The organism is Streptomyces sparsogenes subsp. cuspidosporus, assembly GCF_039532705.1.
GTDB classification, from domain to species: domain Bacteria; phylum Actinomycetota; class Actinomycetes; order Streptomycetales; family Streptomycetaceae; genus Streptomyces; species Streptomyces sparsogenes.
Window position 1 is genome coordinate 30,482 of record NZ_BAAASD010000037.1, and the last position, 20,143, is coordinate 50,624.

At 72.6% G+C, this 20,143-nt stretch carries 21 protein-coding genes; 10 read left to right on the forward strand and 11 right to left on the reverse strand.

Features of this window, described 5'->3' with window-relative positions:
• The first annotated feature begins 5 nt into the window (after positions 1 to 5).
• The 6 genes from ABFY07_RS31990 to ABFY07_RS32015 all read left to right on the forward strand — a co-directional run bounded on the left by ABFY07_RS31990 (position 6) and on the right by ABFY07_RS32015 (position 6,636).
• Entirely contained in the window at positions 6 to 872 is an 867-nt protein-coding gene (locus ABFY07_RS31990; RefSeq protein WP_428837048.1) for a thiazole synthase, read from the forward strand.
• Positions 873 to 891: 19 nt separating this feature from the next.
• Positions 892 to 1,362 (forward strand): SRPBCC domain-containing protein, encoded by a 471-nt coding sequence (locus tag ABFY07_RS31995; protein WP_346177848.1) that lies wholly within the window; start codon positions 892 to 894, stop codon positions 1,360 to 1,362.
• Between the two features lie 100 nt (positions 1,363 to 1,462).
• Positions 1,463 to 2,701 carry a hypothetical protein gene (locus ABFY07_RS32000; RefSeq protein ID WP_346177849.1) on the forward strand — a complete coding sequence of 413 codons (1,239 nt, stop codon included), beginning with the start codon at positions 1,463 to 1,465 and terminating at the stop codon, positions 2,699 to 2,701.
• Between the two features lie 211 nt (positions 2,702 to 2,912).
• Positions 2,913 to 4,853, forward strand: a complete 1,941-nt coding sequence (gene pknB, locus ABFY07_RS32005) for a Stk1 family PASTA domain-containing Ser/Thr kinase (RefSeq protein ID WP_346177850.1) — start codon at positions 2,913 to 2,915, stop codon at positions 4,851 to 4,853.
• 166 nt (positions 4,854 to 5,019) lie between these two features.
• Positions 5,020 to 5,901: a deoxyribonuclease IV gene (locus ABFY07_RS32010; protein WP_346177851.1), complete on the forward strand. Its 882-nt coding sequence runs from the start codon at positions 5,020 to 5,022 to the stop codon at positions 5,899 to 5,901.
• A gap of 102 nt (positions 5,902 to 6,003) precedes the next feature.
• Positions 6,004 to 6,636, forward strand: a complete 633-nt coding sequence (locus ABFY07_RS32015; protein ID WP_346177852.1) for a DUF4396 domain-containing protein — start codon at positions 6,004 to 6,006, stop codon at positions 6,634 to 6,636.
• Positions 6,637 to 6,654: 18 nt separating this feature from the next.
• Here ABFY07_RS32015 and ABFY07_RS32020 read toward each other — a convergent pair whose 3' ends face one another.
• Positions 6,655 to 7,278 carry a sulfite oxidase-like oxidoreductase gene (locus tag ABFY07_RS32020; RefSeq protein ID WP_346177853.1) on the reverse strand — a complete coding sequence of 208 codons (624 nt, stop codon included), beginning with the start codon at positions 7,276 to 7,278 and terminating at the stop codon, positions 6,655 to 6,657.
• Positions 7,279 to 7,434: 156 nt separating this feature from the next.
• Here ABFY07_RS32020 and bfr point away from each other — a divergent pair, with 156 nt between their 5' ends.
• The gene (gene bfr, locus ABFY07_RS32025; RefSeq protein ID WP_346177854.1) at positions 7,435 to 7,914 is read left to right on the forward strand and encodes a bacterioferritin; all 480 of its coding nucleotides are present in this window, start codon (positions 7,435 to 7,437) and stop codon (positions 7,912 to 7,914) included.
• A 3-nt stretch (positions 7,915 to 7,917) separates the two neighbouring features.
• Here bfr and ABFY07_RS32030 read toward each other — a convergent pair whose 3' ends face one another.
• The 3 genes from ABFY07_RS32030 to ABFY07_RS32040 form a co-directional block, all read right to left on the reverse strand.
• Positions 7,918 to 8,169 (reverse strand): (2Fe-2S)-binding protein, encoded by a 252-nt coding sequence (locus tag ABFY07_RS32030; RefSeq protein WP_346177855.1) that lies wholly within the window; start codon positions 8,167 to 8,169, stop codon positions 7,918 to 7,920.
• 150 nt (positions 8,170 to 8,319) lie between these two features.
• Positions 8,320 to 9,669, reverse strand: a complete 1,350-nt coding sequence (locus tag ABFY07_RS32035) for a class II 3-deoxy-7-phosphoheptulonate synthase (protein WP_065958584.1) — start codon at positions 9,667 to 9,669, stop codon at positions 8,320 to 8,322.
• Entirely contained in the window at positions 9,666 to 9,854 is a 189-nt protein-coding gene (locus ABFY07_RS32040) for a hypothetical protein (protein ID WP_346177856.1), read from the reverse strand. The genes ABFY07_RS32035 and ABFY07_RS32040 overlap by 4 nt, the downstream gene beginning before the upstream one ends.
• A gap of 148 nt (positions 9,855 to 10,002) precedes the next feature.
• Here ABFY07_RS32040 and ABFY07_RS32045 point away from each other — a divergent pair, with 148 nt between their 5' ends.
• Positions 10,003 to 11,964 carry an anthranilate synthase family protein gene (locus tag ABFY07_RS32045; protein ID WP_346177857.1) on the forward strand — a complete coding sequence of 654 codons (1,962 nt, stop codon included), beginning with the start codon at positions 10,003 to 10,005 and terminating at the stop codon, positions 11,962 to 11,964.
• A gap of 74 nt (positions 11,965 to 12,038) precedes the next feature.
• Here ABFY07_RS32045 and ABFY07_RS32050 read toward each other — a convergent pair whose 3' ends face one another.
• The 4 genes from ABFY07_RS32050 to ABFY07_RS32065 form a co-directional block, all read right to left on the reverse strand.
• Positions 12,039 to 13,067, reverse strand: a complete 1,029-nt coding sequence (locus ABFY07_RS32050) for a 6-phosphofructokinase (RefSeq protein WP_346177858.1) — start codon at positions 13,065 to 13,067, stop codon at positions 12,039 to 12,041.
• A 186-nt stretch (positions 13,068 to 13,253) separates the two neighbouring features.
• The gene (locus ABFY07_RS32055) at positions 13,254 to 13,979 is read right to left on the reverse strand and encodes a response regulator (RefSeq protein ID WP_346177859.1); all 726 of its coding nucleotides are present in this window, start codon (positions 13,977 to 13,979) and stop codon (positions 13,254 to 13,256) included.
• Positions 13,976 to 15,235 (reverse strand): MacS family sensor histidine kinase, encoded by a 1,260-nt coding sequence (gene macS / locus ABFY07_RS32060; protein WP_428837049.1) that lies wholly within the window; start codon positions 15,233 to 15,235, stop codon positions 13,976 to 13,978. Before macS ends, ABFY07_RS32055 begins: the two co-directional genes overlap by 4 nt.
• Positions 15,236 to 15,326: 91 nt before the next feature.
• Positions 15,327 to 16,088 (reverse strand): lysophospholipid acyltransferase family protein, encoded by a 762-nt coding sequence (locus ABFY07_RS32065; RefSeq protein ID WP_346177892.1) that lies wholly within the window; start codon positions 16,086 to 16,088, stop codon positions 15,327 to 15,329.
• Positions 16,089 to 16,254: 166 nt separating this feature from the next.
• Here ABFY07_RS32065 and ABFY07_RS32070 point away from each other — a divergent pair, with 166 nt between their 5' ends.
• Together ABFY07_RS32070 and ABFY07_RS32075 are read left to right on the forward strand one after the other, a co-directional pair.
• Positions 16,255 to 17,070 (forward strand): alpha/beta hydrolase, encoded by an 816-nt coding sequence (locus ABFY07_RS32070; RefSeq protein WP_346177860.1) that lies wholly within the window; start codon positions 16,255 to 16,257, stop codon positions 17,068 to 17,070.
• Positions 17,057 to 17,716, forward strand: a complete 660-nt coding sequence (locus ABFY07_RS32075; RefSeq protein ID WP_346177861.1) for a hypothetical protein — start codon at positions 17,057 to 17,059, stop codon at positions 17,714 to 17,716. Before ABFY07_RS32070 ends, ABFY07_RS32075 begins: the two co-directional genes overlap by 14 nt.
• A 42-nt stretch (positions 17,717 to 17,758) precedes the next feature.
• Here ABFY07_RS32075 and ABFY07_RS32080 read toward each other — a convergent pair whose 3' ends face one another.
• Genes ABFY07_RS32080 through ABFY07_RS32090 form a run of 3 tightly spaced genes read right to left on the reverse strand, consistent with a single transcriptional unit; the run spans position 17,759 to position 20,051 of the window.
• Positions 17,759 to 18,541, reverse strand: coding sequence for an endonuclease/exonuclease/phosphatase family protein (locus tag ABFY07_RS32080; protein ID WP_346177862.1), 783 nt, complete (start codon positions 18,539 to 18,541; stop codon positions 17,759 to 17,761).
• Positions 18,542 to 18,563: 22 nt separating this feature from the next.
• Positions 18,564 to 19,505, reverse strand: coding sequence for an ROK family glucokinase (locus tag ABFY07_RS32085; RefSeq protein ID WP_065958593.1), 942 nt, complete (start codon positions 19,503 to 19,505; stop codon positions 18,564 to 18,566).
• A gap of 57 nt (positions 19,506 to 19,562) precedes the next feature.
• On the reverse strand, positions 19,563 to 20,051 hold the full coding sequence (locus ABFY07_RS32090) for a DUF5304 domain-containing protein (protein ID WP_346177863.1): 489 nt from the start codon (positions 20,049 to 20,051) through the stop codon (positions 19,563 to 19,565).
• Positions 20,052 to 20,143 lie beyond the last annotated feature (92 nt).

A 20,143-nucleotide genomic window follows, 5' to 3' on the forward strand; every position in this document is an offset into this window, starting at 1 on the left:
ACACCATGCGCGACACGACGCACGAGACGCCGTACGCCCCGCCCTACGCCACGGCGCCGTCCCCGGCGGCCGACCCCGGCCCCGACCCGCTCACCATCGCGGGCACCGCGTTCTCCTCCCGCCTGATCATGGGCACCGGCGGCGCGCCCAGCCTGGAGGTGCTGGAGCGCTCGCTGCTGGCCTCCGGCACCCGGCTCACCACCGTCGCGATGCGCCGCCTCGACCCGACCGTGCAGGGCTCGGTCCTTTCGGTGCTCGACCGGCACGGCATCCGGGTGCTGCCCAACACCGCCGGGTGCTTCACGGCCGGCGAGGCGGTGCTGACCGCCCGGCTCGCGCGGGAGGCGCTCGGCACCGACTGGGTCAAGCTGGAGGTGGTGGCCGACGAGCGCACCCTGCTGCCCGACCCGGTCGAGCTGCTGGACGCCGCCGAGACGCTGGTCGACGACGGCTTCACCGTCCTGCCGTACACCAATGACGACCCGGTGCTGGCCCGCAGGCTGGAGGAGGTGGGGTGTGCCGCGATCATGCCGCTGGGCTCCCCCATCGGCTCCGGCCTGGGGATCCGCAACCCGCACAACTTCGAGCTGATCGTCGAGCGGGCCACCGTCCCGGTGATCCTGGACGCGGGGGCGGGCACCGCCTCGGACGCCTCCCTCGCCATGGAGCTGGGCTGCGCGGCGGTCATGCTCGCGTCGGCCGTAACCCGCGCCCAGGAGCCCGTCCTGATGGCCGAGGCCATGCGCCACGCGGTCGCGGCCGGCCGGCTGGCCCACCGCGCCGGCCGCATCCCGCGCCGCCGTTTCGCCCACGCCTCCTCACCCGCGGAGGGCCTCGCCGCGCTGGACCCGGAGCGCCCGGCCTTCGGGTAGGGGGCGGTAGCGTGAGGGCATGGTGGCCGACCGGATCGAGCGCGAGGTGTACGTCCCGGCGCCCGTGGACCGCGTGTGGCGGGTGCTGACGACCCCGGAGCACGTCCGCGTCTGGTACGCGTTCGAGGGGTGCGAGATCGACCCCCGGCCCGGCGGGACGCTCCGCTTCCGCTGGGACGAGAAGGGCGAGTTCCACGGCCGGGTGGAGAAGGCGGTGCCGGACGCCCTGTTCCGCTTCCGGCTCGCCCAGGAGCCTGACCACCCCCTGGCCCCGGGTCCGGGCTCGGGCTCTGGCTCGGGCGACTCGACGCTGGTGGAGTTCGTACTCTCGGCCGAGGGCGGCGGCACGCGGCTGCGCGTGACCGAGAGCGGCATCCGGGAACTGTCGCTCCCGGACGAGGCGAAGGCCAAGCACGCGGAGTACGCCGCCGCGACCTGGGCCACCGCGCTCGAGGAGCTCGCCGCGCTGGCCGCGGCGTCGCACAACTAGGGCCGGGCCCGGCGGCCCCGAACGTCCGGGCGACCGTTTTCGACACCCTGGTGGACCGTTCCAGAGGTCGCCCCTTTTGTGCGCGTTTAGGCTGTATGCCGTGGCGCGAATACACAAGATCATCCCGTTACTGACGGTCGTCGTCTTCGTGTTGTTGCACGTCTTCGCCTATCCGGGCACACGCTTCTCCAACGACTCCTACCGCTACGCTCGCTCCGCGTACGTGTTCCTGGGCGTCCCCTACCGGAAAGCCCAGGACAAGGCGCTACGGGCCTACTGCGCGGACACGGCGGCCATGCTTCGGCGAAACCGCATGCTGCATCAGATCGACTTCCGGGCCCCGGTGCGCCGCCATGAGTTCCAGGACTGCCTGGCGCAGCATGCGGACGGTCTCAACCCCAGCAACCCGCGGTACGAGGCGATCTTTCATGCCCGCCCCGCCTATCCCCTGGTGGCCGCGCCGTTCGTCCGGCTCCTGGGGGCCAAGGCCGGACTGACGGCCGTCGCCCTGGGTTTCACGGCACTCGGAGGGCTGTTGGTCCTGCTGCTCCTGCGCGCGCTGCGGGCACCGCCTCCGGTGTCATGGCTCGGCCAGTGCCTGTACTACGTCACGCCCATCGGGCTGTGGGGCAGCCGGCCCATGACGGAAGGTCCGGTGACCGCCCTCATGGTGGCCATGCTGCTCGGCGCGGTCTGGCTGCACCAGGGGCGGCGGGTGGCGGGAACCCTGCTGAGCGTGGGTGCCTTCGCGCTCGGTTTCGCGGTCAAGTACTCGAGCTTCGCCCTGGTGGGGCCATGCCTGGTGGCGGCGAGCGCCATGGCGCTGATCCTCGTGCCACAGGCCCGGCACAAGGGCACGCGCTGCCTGCTCATCGTCTCGCTCTTCGAGTCCTTGGCCGCCTTTGCGATGAGCAGGGCGCTCCGCTTGCCCGGCTTGGAGGATTCTCTCCAGGACACCTTCTCCCTCCATTGGACCTACGCCGAAGTCGCCGACCCGTGGCGCCGGTTGCTCCGGCTCGATGCCAACTACTGGTGGCAGTGGCTCCAGGGAGAGGCGCTGGCCCCCTCTCTGCTCTTCCTCCTGGCGCTGGGCGTCTGGGGCGCGATGAGCCGCTCGCTGCCCGTCGCGCTGTGCCTGATCGCCGTGGGCGGTACGGGCCTGCTGACGACCGCGGCCCATCCGGTGGCGATGGAGGGCGACCGGCTCTACGTGCAGCTCTGGTTGATAGTTGTCGTCGGGCTGCCCCTTCTGGTCGAGCGGCTGCGCGTGAGCGGCTCGGCTTCCGGCGCGCTGCCCGCGCGAAGCGATCCCCCGCTGAAGAGCGAAGGGCGCCGGTGAAGAACGGCTCGCCGCAAGCGATCGCCGCCGACCGCCCCTCGTCGTGCCGAACCCTGGACCACGGGGCGGCGGTCGAACCCGCCCGGATCAGCGGCCGAGTGGGCGCCGTCCGGGCGCGGGAGCGGCGCCGGTGTCACCGTTCGGCACCAGTCCCGCGCGCGGGCGGCGCGGGTGGCCTGGCGTGTCGTGGCGGCTCGTAGACTGCACTCTCGTGGATACGACCCTGCATGACCCCCTGGTCGGGCAGCTGCTCGACGGCCGCTACCGCGTCGAGGCGCGCATCGCCGCGGGCGGCATGGCGACGGTCTACCGGGCCGTCGACACGCGGCTCGACCGCGTGCTGGCCCTCAAGGTGATGCATCAGTCGCTCGCCACCGACGACGCCTTCGTCGAGCGCTTCATCCGTGAGGCGAAGTCCGTGGCCAGACTCGCCCACCCCAATGTGGTGGGCGTCTTCGACCAGGGCACCGACGGCTCCCACGTCTACCTCGCGATGGAGTACGTCGCCGGGTGCACGCTGCGCGATGTGCTGCGCGAGCGGGGGGCGCTGCAGCCGCGGGCCGCGCTGGACATCCTGGAGCCGGTGCTGGCCGCGCTCGGGGCGGCGCACCGCGCGGGGTTCGTCCACCGGGACATGAAGCCGGAGAACGTGCTGATCGGCGACGACGGCCGGGTGAAGGTCGCCGACTTCGGTCTGGTGCGGGCCGTGGACACCAACACCAGCGCCTCCACCGGCAGCGTGCTGGGCACCGTCTCCTACCTGGCGCCCGAGCAGATCGAGCACGGCACGGCCGACACCCGCGCCGATGTCTACGCCTGCGGCGTGGTGCTCTACGAGATGCTGACCGGGTCCAAGCCGCACACCGGCACCACCCCGGCGCAGGTGCTCTACCAGCGGCTGAACGAGGACGTGCCCCCGCCGTCCGCGCTCGCGCCGCAGGTCGCCCCGGAGCTGGACGGCCTGGTCGCCGCGGCCACCGCGCGCGAGGTCGGGCGGCGTCCGGCCGACGCGGTGGAGCTGCTCGGGCTCGCGCGGACGGCGCGCGCCGCGCTGACCGAGGAGCAGCTCGACGCCGTGCCCCCGCAGGCCACGGCGGAGGCGCGCGACAGCTCGGAGGACCGTACGAGCGTGATCCCGCGCCCCGTCGGGGCGACGGCCGGGCCGGTGCCCGCCGACGAGGAGCGGCTCGAGCTCACCAGCCGGCTGGAGCTGCCCGCGGAGCCACCGGAGGCGGCGCGCCCCGGGCGGCCCGCCGGCCGGGGCCGGCTGCCGCGCCGCGGGATCGTGACGATCGTCGTCGGGGTGCTGCTCGCGCTCGGCATCGGGGTGGGCGTCTGGTACATCAATTCCGGCCAGTTCTCCAAGGTGCCCGCCGTGCTGGACCTGCCGGAGGCGAAGGCCAGGAAGAAGCTGGAGGACTCCGGCTTCGATGTGAAGGTCGTCTCGGAGTTCAGCGATGTGGTGGACAAGGGCAAGGTGATCTCCACCGACCCGGACGTCGGTGAGCGCATCCGCGACACCGGCACGGTGACCCTCCACGTCTCGCGCGGGCCGCAGCGCGCGGAGGTACCCAATGTCGTGGGCATGCCGTTCAACAAGGCGAAGCAGCAGATCGCGGACGCGAACCTGTCCGTGGGCAAGGTGACCAAGCGCTTCAGCGCCGAGACCCCCCAGGGCTCGGTGCTCAGCACCGACCCGGTGGCCGGCACCGAGCGCAGGCCCGACACACCCGTGGGCATCGTGGTCAGCATGGGCAGTCCGATCGACATCCCCGACGTGGTCGGTGAGTCGGAGGACGACGCCCGGTCCGAGCTGGGGGACGCGGGTTTCAAGGTGAAGATCGCGAAGCGGCGGGTCTTCTCCGACGAGGACAAGGGCTCGGTGGCCGCGCAGTCCCCCAACGGCCAGGCCGCCAAGGGCGACACCGTGACGCTGACCCTGTCCAAGGGCCCGGAGATGATCGAGGTACCGGACGTCGAGGGCGAGTCCGTGGACGACGCCACCAAGGCCCTGGAGGCGGCGGGCTTCGAGGTGAAGCTGGACAAGCCGCTGCTGTTCCCCGGGGACAAGGTCACCGACCAGTCGGTGGACGCCGGGGACGAGGCGCCCAAGGGCAGCACGATCACGATCAAGGTCAAGGGCGTCTTCTAGGCCACCACGCCAGTGACTTTGCGGTGAGTATCGGACAGCGACACGCCGACACCACGGCGTGTCGCTGTCCGATACTCACCGCAGCTCTTCCAGGCTCTGCCACGAACAGCATCCGCCGCCCGGGCCCGGCGCACCGGCGCCGGGCCCGGGCTGGCACCCTGGGCTCGTGAGTACGCCCAAGAACCGCGCCCGCGCCCGCAATCCGGTCGGCGGCCACATCCGCGTGGCCGGCGGCCTGGCCACCATCGGCCTGCCCTACACCCGCGACATCGGCGCCGAGGCCGTCCAGGTCTTCGTCGCCAACCCGCGCGGCTGGGCGACCCCGCGCGGTGTGGAGGCGCAGGACGAGAAGTTCCGCGCGGCGTGCGCCGACCAGTCGATCCAGGCGTACGTCCACGCCCCCTACCTGATCAATTTCGGCTCGCACACCCCCGAGACGGCCGAGCGGTCGGTCGACTCGCTGCGCCACTCGCTGCGGCGTGGCCGCGCCATCGGCGCGCTGGGCGTCGTCGTCCACACCGGCTCGGCCACCGGCGGGCGAGCGCGGTCCACGGCGCTCGCCCAGGTACGGGAGCGGATGCTGCCGCTGCTCGACGAGCTCACCCACGAGGACGACCCCTGGCTGCTGCTGGAGCCGACGGCGGGGCAGGGCACCTCACTGTGTTCGCGGGTCGAGGACCTCGGCCCGTACTTCGAGGCGCTGGACCGGCATCCCAAGCTGGGCGTCTGCCTGGACACCTGCCATGTGTTCGCCGCCGGTCACGACCTGGCGGCGCCGGGCGGGGTGAAGAAGACGCTCGACGAGCTGGTGTCGGTCACGGGCAAGGGCCGGCTGAGGCTGATCCACGCCAATGACTCCAAGGACGTCGCGGGCGCCCACAAGGACCGGCACGAGAACATCGGCTCGGGCCACATCGGCGCCGAGCCGTTCCGGGAGCTGTTCCGGCATCCGGCGACGAAGGGGGTGCCGCTGGTGATCGAGACGCCGGGCGGCAAGGAGGGGCACGCGGCGGACGTGGCCCGGCTCAAGGGGCTGCGCGACGGCTGAGCGGGTGAGGAAAAAAGACGGGTGGGGAATACCCCTGGGGGGTATATGGTTGGAGGACAACAACGACGCCAACAGAAGCGCCACCACCTCCGGAGGCATCCGATGGAGCGGCACGACGTCCAGCCCGGACATGAGCACCACCAGCCCAGCCGACCCGAGCAGACCGACCAAGGCGACCACACCGGCCACCCAGGCCACCCAGGCCATGCAGGCCACGCCGGTCACCCCCGCCACCCACGCCACGCAGACGACACCAGCCATGCCGGTCACACCGGTCACCCCGGCCACACAGGCCACGCCTCGGCGAGCTGGGCCATGGCCGCCCAGGCCACGCTGCACTGCCTCACCGGCTGCGCCATCGGCGAGATCCTGGGGATGGCCATCGGCACCGCGCTGGCCTGGCACAACGTCCCGACGATGATCCTCGCGATCGTGCTCGCCTTCGTCTTCGGCTACTCGCTCACCATGCGCGGCGTCCTGCGCGCCGGGCTCGACATGCGCACCGCCCTGCGGGTCGCCCTCGCGGCCGACACCGTCTCGATCGCCGTGATGGAGCTGGCCGACAACGGCACCATCCTGGTCTTCCCGGGGGCGATGGACGCGACGCTGTCCGACGCGCTCTTCTGGCTCAGCCTCGCGCTGTCCTTCGTGGTCGCCTTCGCCGTGACCACGCCCGTCAACCGGTGGATGATCGGCCGCGGCAAGGGGCACGCCGTGGTGCACCAGTACCACTGAGGCCCGCCCGCCTCCGGGCTACAGCTCCGGGCCGTCCCCCGGCTCCTCCTGGTAGGAGTAGCGCTGCTCACGCCACGGGTCGCCGATGTTGTGATAGCCGCGCTCCTCCCAGAAGCCACGGCGGTCGGCGGTCATGTACTCCACGCCCCGGACCCATTTGGGCCCCTTCCAGGCGTAGAGGTGGGGGACGACCAGCCGGACCGGAAATCCGTGCTCGGCGGTGAGCAGCTCGCCGTCCTTGTGGGTGGCGAAGATGGTCTTCTCGGCGGCGAAATCCGAGAGCCGCAGATTCGAGCTGAAGCCGTACTCGGCCCACACCATCACATGTGTGACCCCGGGAGCGGGCGGCGCGAGTTCCAGGATCCGGCGCGCCGCCACTCCGCCCCATTCCGCGCCCAGCATGCTGAATTTCGTCACGCAGTGCAGATCGGCCACGACGGTGGAGTACGGCAGCGCCGAGAACTCCTCATGCGTCCAGCCGCGCTTTTCCCCGTCGGCCGTGGCGCCGAAGACCCGGAACTCCCACCGGTCGGGCTTGAACTTGGGGACCGGCCCGTAGTGCGTCACCGGCCAACCGCGCTGCAGCCGCTGCCCCGGAGGCAGCTGTCCGAGTTCCCCCTCGCGGCTTTCCGACTGACCCATGGCCTCCATGGTGTCAGACCTTTGGGGGTGGTCGTGACCAGGGCATCAGCTATCCGGGCAACTCATACTAAGCGTGCACTTACTGGACGCTCCCGACGGGCGATGCGACCATGCGCACAAACGGCCGTCCCCGTTCTGATGGGAAGGAGCCCTTCGATGCAGGGCGACCCCGAGGTCCTCGAGTTCCTCAACGAGCAGTTGACCGGCGAGCTGACCGCGATCAACCAGTACTTCCTGCATTCGAAGATGCAGGACAACTTCGGCTGGACGAAGCTCGCGGCATACACCCGGGCGGAATCGTTCGACGAGATGCGGCACGCGGAGACGATCACCGATCGGATCCTTCTCCTGGACGGGCTGCCCAATTACCAGCGGCTGTTCCATGTCCGGGTGGGCCAGACGGTGACCGAGATGTTCCAGGCGGACCGCCAGGTGGAAATCGAGGCCATCGACCGCCTCAAGCGGGGGATCGAGGTCATGCGGACCAAGGGCGACATCACCTCGGCGAATATCTTCGAGGACATCCTCGCCGACGAAGAGCACCACATCGACTATCTGGACACCCAGCTCGCGCTGGTCGAGAAACTCGGCGAGGCGCTGTACATCGCCCAGCAGATCGAGCAGCCGAGCAGCTGACCGCTACGCGGCCTCCGCCACCCGGGGCCCGGACACGGGCGCGACCACGGGGACACCGGCCGGGCCGAGGGTGTCCTCGGTCTCGCGCCGGGGGCAGGCGCCGCGCCCCAGCAGCGCCTGGATGCGCCGCACACAGGAGCCGCAGTCCGTGCCGGCCTTGCAGGCGCCGGCGATCTGGCGCGGGGTGCAGGCGCCGGACTCGGCGTGCTCGCGCACCTGCCTCTCGGTGATGCCGAAGCACGAGCAGACGTACACGCGGCTCTCCAGGTCGGTCGGCGAGGGGTTGATCAGCGAGGTTGATCAGTGAGGTAACCCTTACCTTACCTTCCTCCGGAGGGGCCGACAACGCCGAGGGGCGCGGATCGATGTGATCCGCGCCCCACGGCACCGTTCGTTCCCGTCAGGTCACTGGTCCCGGTACATCTCCGCGACCAGGAACGCCAGGTCCAGCGACTGGCTGCGGTTGAGCCGCGGGTCGCAGGCCGTCTCGTAGCGCTGGTGCAGGTCGTCGACGAAGATCTCGTCGCCGCCGCCCACGCACTCGGTGACATCGTCACCGGTCAGCTCCATGTGGATGCCGCCCGGGTGGGTGCCGAGCGCCTTGTGGACCTCGAAGAAGCCCTTGACCTCGTCCAGCACATCGTCGAAGCGCCGGGTCTTGTGCCCGGACGCCGCCTCGAAGGTGTTGCCGTGCATCGGGTCGCAGATCCAGGCCACCTGGGCACCGGAGGCCGTGACCTTCTCCACCAGGTCGGGCAGCTTGTCGCGGATCTTGTCCGCGCCCATCCGGGTGATGAAGGTGAGCCGGCCGGGCTCCCGGCCCGGGTCGATCCGCTCGATCAGCGCCAGCGCCTCTTCCGGCGTGGTCGTCGGGCCGAGCTTCACGCCGACGGGGTTGCGGATCCGCGCGGCGAACTCGACGTGCGCCCCGTCCAGCTGGCGGGTGCGCTCGCCGATCCACACCATGTGCCCGGACACGTCGTACAGCTCGCCCGTACGGGAGTCCGTACGGGTCAGCGCCGACTCGTAGTCCAGGATCAGGGCCTCGTGCGAGGCGTAGAACTCGACCGTCTTGAACTCCTCCGGGTCCACCCCGCAGGCGTTCATGAAGTTCAGCGCCCGGTCGATCTCCCGCGCCAGCGCCTCGTAGCGCTGCCCGGCGGGGGACGACTTCACGAAGTCCTGGTTCCACGCGTGCACCTGGCGCAGGTCCGCGTAGCCGCCGGTGGTGAAGGCGCGCACCAGGTTCAGCGTCGAGGCGGAGGCCTGGTACATCCGCTTGAGCCGCTGCGGGTCCGGGATCCGGGCCTTCTCGGTGAACTCGAAGCCGTTGACCGAGTCGCCCCGGTAGCTGGGCAGGGTCACCCCGTCGCGGGTCTCGGTCGGCTTGGAGCGCGGCTTGCTGTACTGGCCGGCGATCCGCCCGACCTTCACCACCGGGACCTCCCCGGCGTAGGTCAGCACGGCGCCCATCTGCAGCAGCGTCTTCAGCTTGTTGCGGATCTGGTCCGCGCCCACGGCGTCGAACGCCTCGGCGCAGTCGCCACCCTGCAGCAGGAACGCCTCACCCCGGGCCACGGCTCCCAGGCGCTCCCGCAGCTGGTCGCACTCGCCCGCGAAGACGAGCGGCGGATAGGACTCGAGCTCGGCGATCACCTCGCGCAGAGCCGCTTGGTCCGGCCAGTCGGGCTGCTGCGCCGCGGGGAGAGACTTCCAGGTGTGGCCACCGGTGTGGGTTTCAGCGTTCACGGTCACGCCAGCAAGGTTACGGGGTCCCCACCGCCGTCCAGCCCCCTGCCCACCAGATGAGACACCCGCCGCCGCGCCCGGGGCGGTACGCCGTGAGCGGCCACGACGACCACCACGACCACCACGACCGCGGCGCGGGCGGCGACGGGGGCTGACGCCGCCCGGAGGGCGTGCGGTAGGGTCCGGGGCATGTTCGCGCGACTGACCATGACCTGGTGGTGGACCGCTCATCCGGCGGCCCACTGATCGCGCGTACCCACCGACACCGCGAAGGCCGCCCGAGGGGCGGCCTTCGGCGTATCCGCGGGTCGTTCCTCCCTCCCGGAAGGAACCACCGCCATGCACCGTGATCAGCTCCACGACCCGCACGCGACCGTGCGGCGGCTGCTGGCCGCCGACTGCCCGCCGTTCGCCCTGCTGCACCGCCGTACGCCCGGCCACGCGCCCGACACCGTCGAGGTGCTGCTCGGCCCGGTCACCGAGGTGGAGCGGCTGACCGACATCCCGCTGCCGGCCGGGGCGCCGGGCAACGGCGCCGGAGCGCACGACGCGCTGGCGCTGGTGCCGTTCCGGCAGATCCGGGAGCGGGGGTTCGAGGTGCGCGACGACGGGACGCCGCTGGCGGTGCTGCGGCCCGAGGAGGCGTACGAGCTGGCGCTGGACGAGGTGCTGGACGCGCTGCCCGCGCACGACGTCCGGGTCGAGGGCGGGGCCTTCGACGTGGACGACGACGCGTACGCGCGGATCGTCGAGCGGGTCGTCGAGGACGAGATCGGGGCCGGCGAGGGCGCGAACTTCGTGATCCGCCGGACCTTCCGGGGCGAGATCCCGGGCTTCTCCGCCGCCGACGCGCTCGCGCTGTTCCGCCGGCTGCTGGCCGGGGAGCGCGGCGCGTACTGGACCTATGTGGTCCGGCTGGCGGACGGCCGGACGCTGGTCGGGGCCAGCCCCGAGGTGCATGTGCGGATGTCCGGCGGGACGGTCGTGATGAACCCGATCAGCGGGACGTACCGCTATCCGCGGGGCGGGGCGCGGCTGGCGGGGCTGCTGGAGTTCCTGCACGACCGCAAGGAGGTGGAGGAGCTGTCCATGGTCGTGGACGAGGAACTGAAGATGATGTGCACGGTCGGCGACATGGGCGGGGTGGTGGTCGGCCCCCGGCTCAAGGAGATGGCGCACCTCGCGCACACCGAGTACGAGCTGCGCGGCCGCTCCTCGCTGGATGTGCGGGACGTGCTGCGGGAGACGATGTTCGCGGCCACGGTGACCGGCTCGCCGGTGCAGAACGCCTGCCGGGTGATCGAGCGGTACGAGCCCGCCGGGCCGGACGGGGCGGGGCGCGGCTACTACGCGGGGGCGCTCGCGCTCATCGGTCGCGACGCGGGGGGCGCGCAGACGCTGGACTCGCCGATCCTGATCCGCACCGCCGACATCGACGGCTCGGGCGCGCTGCGCGTCCCGGTGGGGGCGACCCTGGTGCGCCACTCCGACCCGCGCGGCGAGGTCGCCGAGACCCACGCCAAGGCGGCCGGGGTGCTCACCGCCCTCGGGGTGCGGCCCGCCCCGGCGGCCCGGGGCGGCGGGCCCGAGCTGCCCCGGCTGGCCGACGACCCGCGGGTGCGGGCGGCGCTGGACGCCCGGCGGGCCGACCTGGCCCCGTTCTGGCTGCGGATGCACACGCCGCGGACCCCGGCACACGCCGGGACCCGGCCGGCCGGGCACGCCCTGGTGGTCGACGGCGAGGACACCTTCACGGCGATGCTGGCCCACCTGCTGCGGACGACGGGGCTGACGGTGACCGTGCGGCGGTACGACGAGCCGGGGGTGCGGGAGGCGGCGCTGGCGCACGAGGGGCCGGTGGTGCTCGGCCCGGGGCCGGGCGACCCGTCCGACACCGCCGACCCGAAGATGCGCTTCCTGCGCGGGCTGACGGCGGACCTGGTGCGCGGGCACCGGCACGGGCTGCTGGGGGTGTGCCTGGGGCACGAGCTGCTGGCGGCCGAGCTGGGGCTGGAGATCGTACGGAAGGACGTGCCGTTCCAGGGCGCGCAGGAGCGGATCGGCTTCTTCGGACGCGAGGAGACCGTCGGCTTCTACAACACCTTCGCCGCGCGGTGCGACGACGCGGCGGCGGCCGAGCTGGCGATGCACGGGGTGGAGGTGAGCCGCGACCCGGTGAGCGGGGAGGTGCACGCGCTGCGCGGGCCGAACTTCGCGGGGGTGCAGTTCCACCCCGAGTCGGTGCTGACGCTGAACGGCTCGGCCCTCGTGGCCGAGCTGCTGGCGGCCGTCCTGGTGTGACCGCCTCCGCCTGACGGGCCGCGCCCCGGACCCCTCGGGCCCATGAGGGCCGGGGTCCGGGGCACGGGCTCGGGTCAGCCGAAGAAGACCTCGGCCTCCGCGTACAGGGAGGGGTCGACCGTCTTCAGCCGCGCCGTGGCCTCGCTCAGCGGGACACGGACGATGTCGGTGCCGCGCAGCGCGACCATCTTGCCGTAGTCCTCGTCGCGGACCGCGTCGATGGCGTGCAGCCCGAAGCGGGTGGCGAGCCAGCGGTCGAAGGCGCTGGGGGTGCCGCCGCGCTGGACGTGGCCGAGCACCGTGGTGCGGGCCTCCTTGCCGGTGCGCTTCTCGATCTCCTTGGCCAGCCACTCGCCGATGCCGGAGAGCCGGACGTGGCCGAAGGAGTCGAGCGACTCGTCCTTGAGCACCGCGTCGCCGCCCTTGGGCATGGCGCCCTCCGCGACGACCACGATCGGGGCGTAGCGGATCTTGAAGCGGGACTCGACCCAGGCGCAGATCTGGTCGATGTCGAAGCGCTGCTCGGGGATGAGGATGACGTTGGCGCCGCCGGCCAGCCCCGAGTGCAGGGCGATCCAGCCGGCGTGACGGCCCATCACCTCGACGACGAGAACGCGCATGTGCGACTCGGCCGTGGTGTGGAGGCGGTCGATGGCCTCGGTGGCGATGTTGACGGCGGTGTCGAAGCCGAAGGTGTAGTCGGTGGCGGACAGGTCGTTGTCGATGGTCTTGGGGACGCCGACGCAGCGGATCCCGTACTCGCCGGAGAGCCGCGCGGCCACCCCGAGGGTGTCCTCGCCGCCGATCGCGATCAGGGCGTCGACCTCCTCCTTGGCGAGGTTGTCCTTGACCCGGCGGATGCCGTCCTGGCTCTTGAGGGGGTTGGTGCGGGACGACCCGAGGATGGTGCCGCCGCGCGGCAGGATGCCGCGCACCGCCGGGATGTCCAGGGGGACGGTGTCGCCTTCGAGCGGACCGCGCCAGCCGTCCCGGAAGCCGACGAAGTCGTAGCCGTACTCCTGCACGCCCTTGCGGACGACGGCGCGGATGACCGCGTTGAGCCCGGGGCAGTCGCCGCCACCGGTCAGCACTCCGACCCGCATCGTTTCTTCCCTTCTCCCATGAATTCCTGAATCCCCGTGATTGGCCCGATACGCTAGGTAACGGTAACCGTGATCCAGGTCACACGGGATAGGGCGGGAAGTGAATGCCCTGCGGGCAGGGGCAGTTGAGTTCAGACTTCACCCGATCGAGCGGCGGCGGGGCTGCCCGGCGCACCGCCGGGCGTCTCAGGTGGCGTCCAGGCCGCGTTCGATCGCGTAGCGCACCAGCTCGACGCGGTTGTGCAGTTGCAGCTTGCCGAGGGTGTTCTGGACGTGGTTCTGGACCGTGCGGTGCGAGATGACCAGCCGTTCGGCGATCTGCTTGTACGACAGCCCCTTGGCCACCAGCCGCAGCACCTCCGTCTCCCGCTCCGTCAGCCGGGGGGCGACGGGGCGGTCGGGCGCGGCGGGGGCGGGGTCGCTCGCGAGCCGGCGGTACTCGCCGAGCACCAGGCCCGCGAGCCCCGGGGTGAACACCGGCTCCCCGGCCGCCGTCCGGCGCACCGCGTCCAGCAGCTCCTCGGTACTGGCCGACTTGACCAGATAGCCGGTCGCGCCGGACTTCACCGCCTCCAGCACATCCGCGTGCTCCCCGCTCGCGGAGAGCACCAGCACGCGCGGGCCGGGCGGACCGGACTCGCCGCCTACGAGCTGCTTGCAGACCTCGACCCCGGGCAGCCCGGGGAGGTTGAGGTCGAGCACCAGGACATCGGGGCTCGCGGCCCTGGCGCGGCGCACCGCCTGGGGGCCGTCGCCCGCCGTGGCCACCACCTCGAACCCGGCCTCGGACAGATCGCGGGCGACCGCGTCGCGCCACATCGGGTGGTCGTCGACCACCATCACGCTCACGGGCCGGCCGTCCTGCCCGCCGTCCTGTACGCTGCCCTGCTCGCCGTCCTGCCGCTCGGTCATCGCCCGTTCTCCCCCCGTCGCGCGACGCCCGGCCGTCGCGGAACCTTCAACTCCACCTCGGTGCCCTGGCCGGGGGCCGAGATCCATTCCGCGCTGCCGCCCAGGTCGCGCAGGCGCCCCCGGATCGACAGCGCCACTCCCAGGCGCCCTTCGCGCTCGGCGTCGGCCAGCCGCCCCTCGGGGATGCCTGGCCCGTCGTCGCGCACGGTCACCGTCACCGCGTCCGGCTCGTCCTCGACCAGGATCCAGGCGTGCGCGCCCTCCCCGGCGTGCACCCGCACATTGTCCAGGGCGGCGCCGACGGCGGCCGCCAGCTCGGTCGCGGCGGCGGCCGTAAGCGGTACGGGGGTGCCCGGCCCGGAGAGCGTGACACGGGATCCGGCGTGCGGGGCCAACAGGGCCAGCAGATCGCGCGGTTCGCCGCCGTCGGCCCCGTCCGGGGCGGGTGCGTCGGCCACCGCCACCAGGGCAGGGCCCACCGCCGGCGGAGCCCCGGCCGGCGCCGGCGGGCTTCCGGCCGGCGGGGCCGCCGCGTCCTGGGCGCCGGGGCCGGTGGCCGGTCCGGTGGAGATCAGGGTGCGGAGCGCGATCTCCTGCTCCCCCGCCATCCGCCCCAGTTCGGCCGCCTCCCCGCCGATCGCCGCGCCCCGCCGCTGCACCATCGCGAGCACCTGGAGCACGCCGTCGTGGATGTCGCGGGCGAGCCGCTCGCGCTCGCGCGTCGCCGCCTCGATCCGCAGCGCGCGGGCCAGGGTGCGCTCACTGGCGCGGGCCACCTCGACCACATAGCCGATCGCCACGCTCGCCACCCACACCAGCATCAGCATGTGGACGGTGTCCTGGGCGAATCCGCCGCGCTCGATGATGTTGGCCGCGCACACGACCGTCGAGGCCCGGGCGGCCCAGCGCCAGCCGCCCTTGACGGCGAAGCCGAGCACCGCCCCGGCGGTCCATATCGACGGCAGGGTCGGTGTGCCCTCGGCGATGCGGTCATGGGCGTCGACGAGCGGGGTGAGCAGGATGCCGACCACCGCGACGGTCAGGTCACCGACCAGGAACCGCAGGGTGCAGCGCTCGGCCGAGGAGACCATGCGGACGGTGAGCGCGGTCCACACGGTCAGCACGAGCATGTAGGCGCCCGCGCCGAGCGGGTGTTCGTAGTCGTCGAAGCCGTGGACGTAGAGGACGAGCGCGTACAGCAGCGTGAGCACCCGGTAGGCGGTCAGCGCCCGCCACAGGGGCTGCTCCACCGACATGCGCACCACGCGCTCGCCCCTGACGCGCTCGCCTCTGAGACGCCCGCCCTTGAGACGCTGCGCCACTTCCCCACCCCCGTGCCGGACGCGGTCACGCCCCGGCCTTGTCCCCGCTCTTCCCGTCGCCCTTGTCGTCGTCGCCCTTGTCGTCGCCGCTCCTGGCTTCGCGCTTGCGGGCCGCCTCCGCCTCCGCGATCTGCCGCTTGGCGACGGTCGCGTAGATGTCGACGTACTCCTGACCGGACAGCTTCATGATCTCGTACATGACCTCGTCGGTCACCGAGCGCAGGATGAAGCGGTCGTTGTCCATGCCGTGGTAGCGGCTGAAGTCCAGCGGCTTGCCGATCCGGATGCCCGGCCGCATCAGCTTCGGGATGACCTTGCCCGGCGGCTGGATCTTCTCGGTGTCGATCATCGCGACCGGGATCACCGGGGCGCCGGTCGCCAGCGCCACCCGCGCCAGACCGCCCGGCTTGCCGCGGTACAGCCGCCCGTCCGGCGAGCGGGTGCCCTCCGGGTAGATGCCGAACAACTCGCCGCGCTCCAGCACCTCGATGCCGCTCTTGATCGCGGCCTCGCTCGCGCCGCGCCCGCCCGAGCGGTCGACCGGCAGCTGCCCGACCCCCTTGAAGAACGCGGCCGTCAGCTTGCCCTTCACACCCGGGGTGGTGAAGTACTCCTGCTTGGCGATGAAGGTGACCTTGCGGTCGAGCATCGCGGGGAGGAAGAAGGAGTCGGAGAAGGACAGGTGGTTGCTCGCGAGGATGGCCGGCCCCTCGGCGGGGACGTTCTCCAGCCCCTCCACCCAGGGCCTGAAGGCCAACTTCAACGCTCCGCCGACCGACAGCTTCATGGCGCCGTAGAACAACCGAGGACCTCCTGTATCCGACGAGGAGACCTTAACGTGCCTACCCCCTGTGCGGCGCGCCGCGTACGCTGAGGCGCGGGCCGCCCGGCCCTTTCACCGACCCGCCGGAAACCGGCCGACAACCGCCACACACACCGAACGGAGATCCGCGGTGCCGCTCCTCCCAGGGGCCCAGCCGTTCCGCCACGACGGCGGAGAGATCGGCGTCCTCGTCTGTCACGGCTTCACCGGCTCGCCCCAGTCGGTCCGCCCCTGGGCCGAGCACCTCGCGCGGCAGGGCCTGACGGTCTCGCTCCCGCTGCTGCCCGGCCACGGCACCCGCTGGCAGGATCTCGCGGTCACCAGCCGCGAGGACTGGTACGCCGAGGTGGACCGCGAGCTGCGCGCGCTCGCCGAGCGGTGCCGGCGGGTGTTCGTGTGCGGTCTGTCGATGGGCGGCGCGCTCGCCCTGCGCCTCGCCGCCCGGCACGGGGCGCGGGTCAGCGGGCTCGCCCTGGTCAACCCGGCCCACGGGATGCACGAGCGGGCCGCCGCGGCGCTGCCGGTGCTGCGCCATCTGGTCCCGTCCGCCAAGGGCATCGTCAGCGACATCGCCAAGCCGGGCGTGCGGGAGACGGGCTACGACCGGGTGCCGCTGCACGGCGCGTACCAGCTGCGCCGGCTGCTGCGGGAAGTCGACGCGGAGTTGCCGCGGGTGACCCAGCCCCTGCTGCTGATGCACAGCGCGGTGGACCACGTGGTGCCGCCGGTCGACTCGGCGCGCATCCTCAGCCGGGTCTCGTCCCGGGACGTGACCGAGCTGGTGCTGGAGCGCAGCTATCACGTGGCCACGCTGGACCATGACGCGGAACTCGTCTTCGCCGAGACCCACGCGTTCATCAGCAGGGTCGCGGAGGGTATGACCGACAAGGACGGCGGGATGGACACGGGACTCGGGAAGGAGGGGGCGGCCAGTGGCGGAGCGTGACCCGAACGAGAACGAGGCAGGCGCGCGGGACGACGACGCCGCGTTCGCCGAGATCGTCGCGGCGTACGGCAAGGAGTCCCGGGAGCCCGACGGCTCGGTGCCCTGGCCCGAGGCCGAGGACCTCCCCGACGACGGCGACGGCCCGGAGCGCCGGGGCGCCCGGGGCGCCGGGAGCAGCGGCGCCGGGGACGGCCGGCACGACGGAGACGGCGGGGACGACGGGGACGGCGGGGACGGGGAGGACGCCGAGCGCCGGTCCGAGCGGGACGGGGCCGGCCCGGCCGCCGTGGCCGGGACCGATCGGCCCGTCGGCAGCTTCATCGTGTACGCGCCGGGCGTCGGCCCTCGCGACTGGGAGCCCGCCGAGCCGTCCGACGACGACTTCGACGAGACCGACGAGGGCCACTTCGTCCCGCCCGAGCCGCCCCCGCTCCCCGAGAGCGACACCACCGCCCGCTTCGCCTGGCTGGGCGTCCTGGGCGGCCCGCTGCTGCTGCTCGGTGTGGTGCTGTTCCAGGTGGAGCTGACCTGGTGGATCACCACGCTGGGGGTGGGCGGCTTCCTGGGCGGCTTCACCACGCTGGTGCTGCGGATGAAGGACGACGACGAGGAGGACGACGACCCGGGGCGCGGCGCGGTCGTCTGAGCGGTGCCGGAGCCCTTACCGCGGGTCGGGCTCCGGCCGCGCTTACCGCGGGTCGGGCTCCGGCCGCGGGAGGCGGAGGGCGGCCAGGACCGGGAGGTGGTCGGAGGCCGCCTTCAGGTCGGCGTCCGTGACCCCGGGCAGCCCGGCCGGCACCCCGCAGCCGAGGATCTCCACGCCCTCGGTCGCGAACAGCGCGTCGATGCGGCGCCGCGGCCGGCCCGGGGAGTAGGTGAACTCGCTGCCCCAGGGCCCCACCGCCCAGCCGTCGCGCAGCGGACCGGCCAGCCGCTGGAAGGCGGGGCCGTCGGGCACGTCGTTGATGTCCCCGGCCAGCACGGCGTACGGGACGTCCAGCGCGGCGAGGTGGTCGAGCACCATCCCGGCCTGGTCGTAGCGCTCGGCCGCGGCGAGGCTCAGATGACAGCTGACCACGCCGAGCCTGATGTCCCCCGCCCCCCGGTGGCCGCCGAAACGCAGCACGGCGGTGGCCAGGCCGCGCCGGTGCAGGCCGGGGACGCGGGGCAGCAGGATGTCCTCGGTGCGCTCCACATGGGCGCGCAGCGAGGTCAGCAGCATCGGGCCGGTGGCGGTGGCGCCGCCGGTGGTGTGGACGAGGCCGGTCTCGCGGGCCAGCCAGGCGGCGGCCTTGCGCCAGCGGAAGAAGCGCGGCGCCTCCTGGACGCACACCACGTCGGGGGCGCAGGCCCGGATCACCCGGGCCAGCGCCTGCCGGTCGTCGCGCAGCGAGCGGATGTTGTAGCTGAGCACGCGCACCACCGCCGCGTCCTGGGCGGTGGCGGACGCCGGCAGGTCGGCCAGTACCACGATCTCGTCCCCCCCGTCCCGGTCAGCCCTGGCGGGCCAGGTCGGCGGCGCCGACGAGCCCGGCCTTGCCGCCGAGCTGGGCGGCGAGCACCTGGGCGTGCGGACGCCACTGATTGCCGACCAGCCAGCGGCGGAAGGACTTGCGGATCGGGTCGAGGACCAGGTCGCCCTCGTCGGACACGCCGCCGCCGACGATGAACGCCGAGGGGTCGAAGAGCGAGGCGAGGTCGGCCAGGCCGGCGCCGGCCCAGCGGGCCAGTTCGCGGAAGGAGTCGATGGCGACCGGGTCGCCCTGACGGGCGGCGTCGCTGATGTGCTTGCCCTGGATGCCCTCGGGGGTGCCGTCGCCGAGGCCGAGGAGCACCTGGGCGTTCTCCGGGGTGGCGTTGGCGCGCTGCTTGGCGTAGCGGACCAGGGCGCGGCCGGAGGCGTACTGCTCCCAGCAGCCCTGGCTGCCGCAGCCGCACAGCAGCCCGTCCGGGACGACGCGGATGTGGCCGAACTCGGCCGCGACGCCGAACCGGCCGCGGTGCAGCTTGCCGCCGATGATGATGCCGCCGCCGAGGCCGGTGCCGAGTGTGATGCACACGACGTCGTCATGGCCCTGGCCGGCGCCGAAGCGGTACTCGCCCCACGCGGCCGCGTTGGCGTCGTTCTCGACGACGACGGGCAGGCCCACGCGCTGCTCGACCTTGTCCTTGAGCGCCTCGTGACGCCAGTTGATGTTGGGCGCGAAGAGGACCGTGGCGCGCTTGTCGTCCACGTATCCGGCCGCGCCGATGCCGACGGCCTCGATGTCATGGCCGGTGCTGACCGTGCGCACCGCGTCCGCGATGGCGTCGACGACCCCCTCGGGAGTGCGCGGGGTCGGTACCTTGCACGTCTCGAGAATCGAGCCCTCTTCGTCGACCACGCCAGCTGCGATCTTCGTGCCGCCGATGTCGACGCCGATGGTGAGTCCCATGTGTCCCTCAGTTATTTGGTCGAACCCCGCCGAGCACAACGGTACCGGAGGTGGGGCTCAGTCGAGGTCGATGTGTTCACTACTCGAAGACTCGCCGCCCTTGTCGGGGCCGTCCTCGTGCGTGCCGCCGGCGCCCTCGGCGCCCCGCGTCCAGCGCTGCTCCTGGCCCAGAACTGCCGCCCGGTAGGCGGCGAGAAGCTCGCTGCCCGCGGTGGCGAGATGGTCGAAGACCTCGGGGTTCCGCTCAATGACCGGCTCGACGGCGGACTTCGCCTGTGCGATCAAGTGTTGTACGGCGCCGTGCACGGCCGTCCCGGCCAGCGGTGCCTGGGGCCCGGCGAACCGGTCGGCGATGGCCTCGGCCAGCTTGCGCAGTTCCTCGGCGGCGCTGCCCGGCTGCTCCTGGCCGCCCTCCTGGGACCGGCGGCGGGCGCGCTCCGCGGCGAGGTCCTCGGCGCAGGCCCGCTCCCAGGCGTCGGGGTCGATGTCGGTGACCGGGACCTCGTCGACCGGGGGTTCGGCGGGGCGCTCGGTGGCGTCGCTCATGGCGGGCTCCTGCGGCGGGGTGACTGGCCGCCCGGGGGCGTTCATCCGGGCTTACTCCCGACGTTACCGGAACGCCGAGGCGAGGAAAGGGG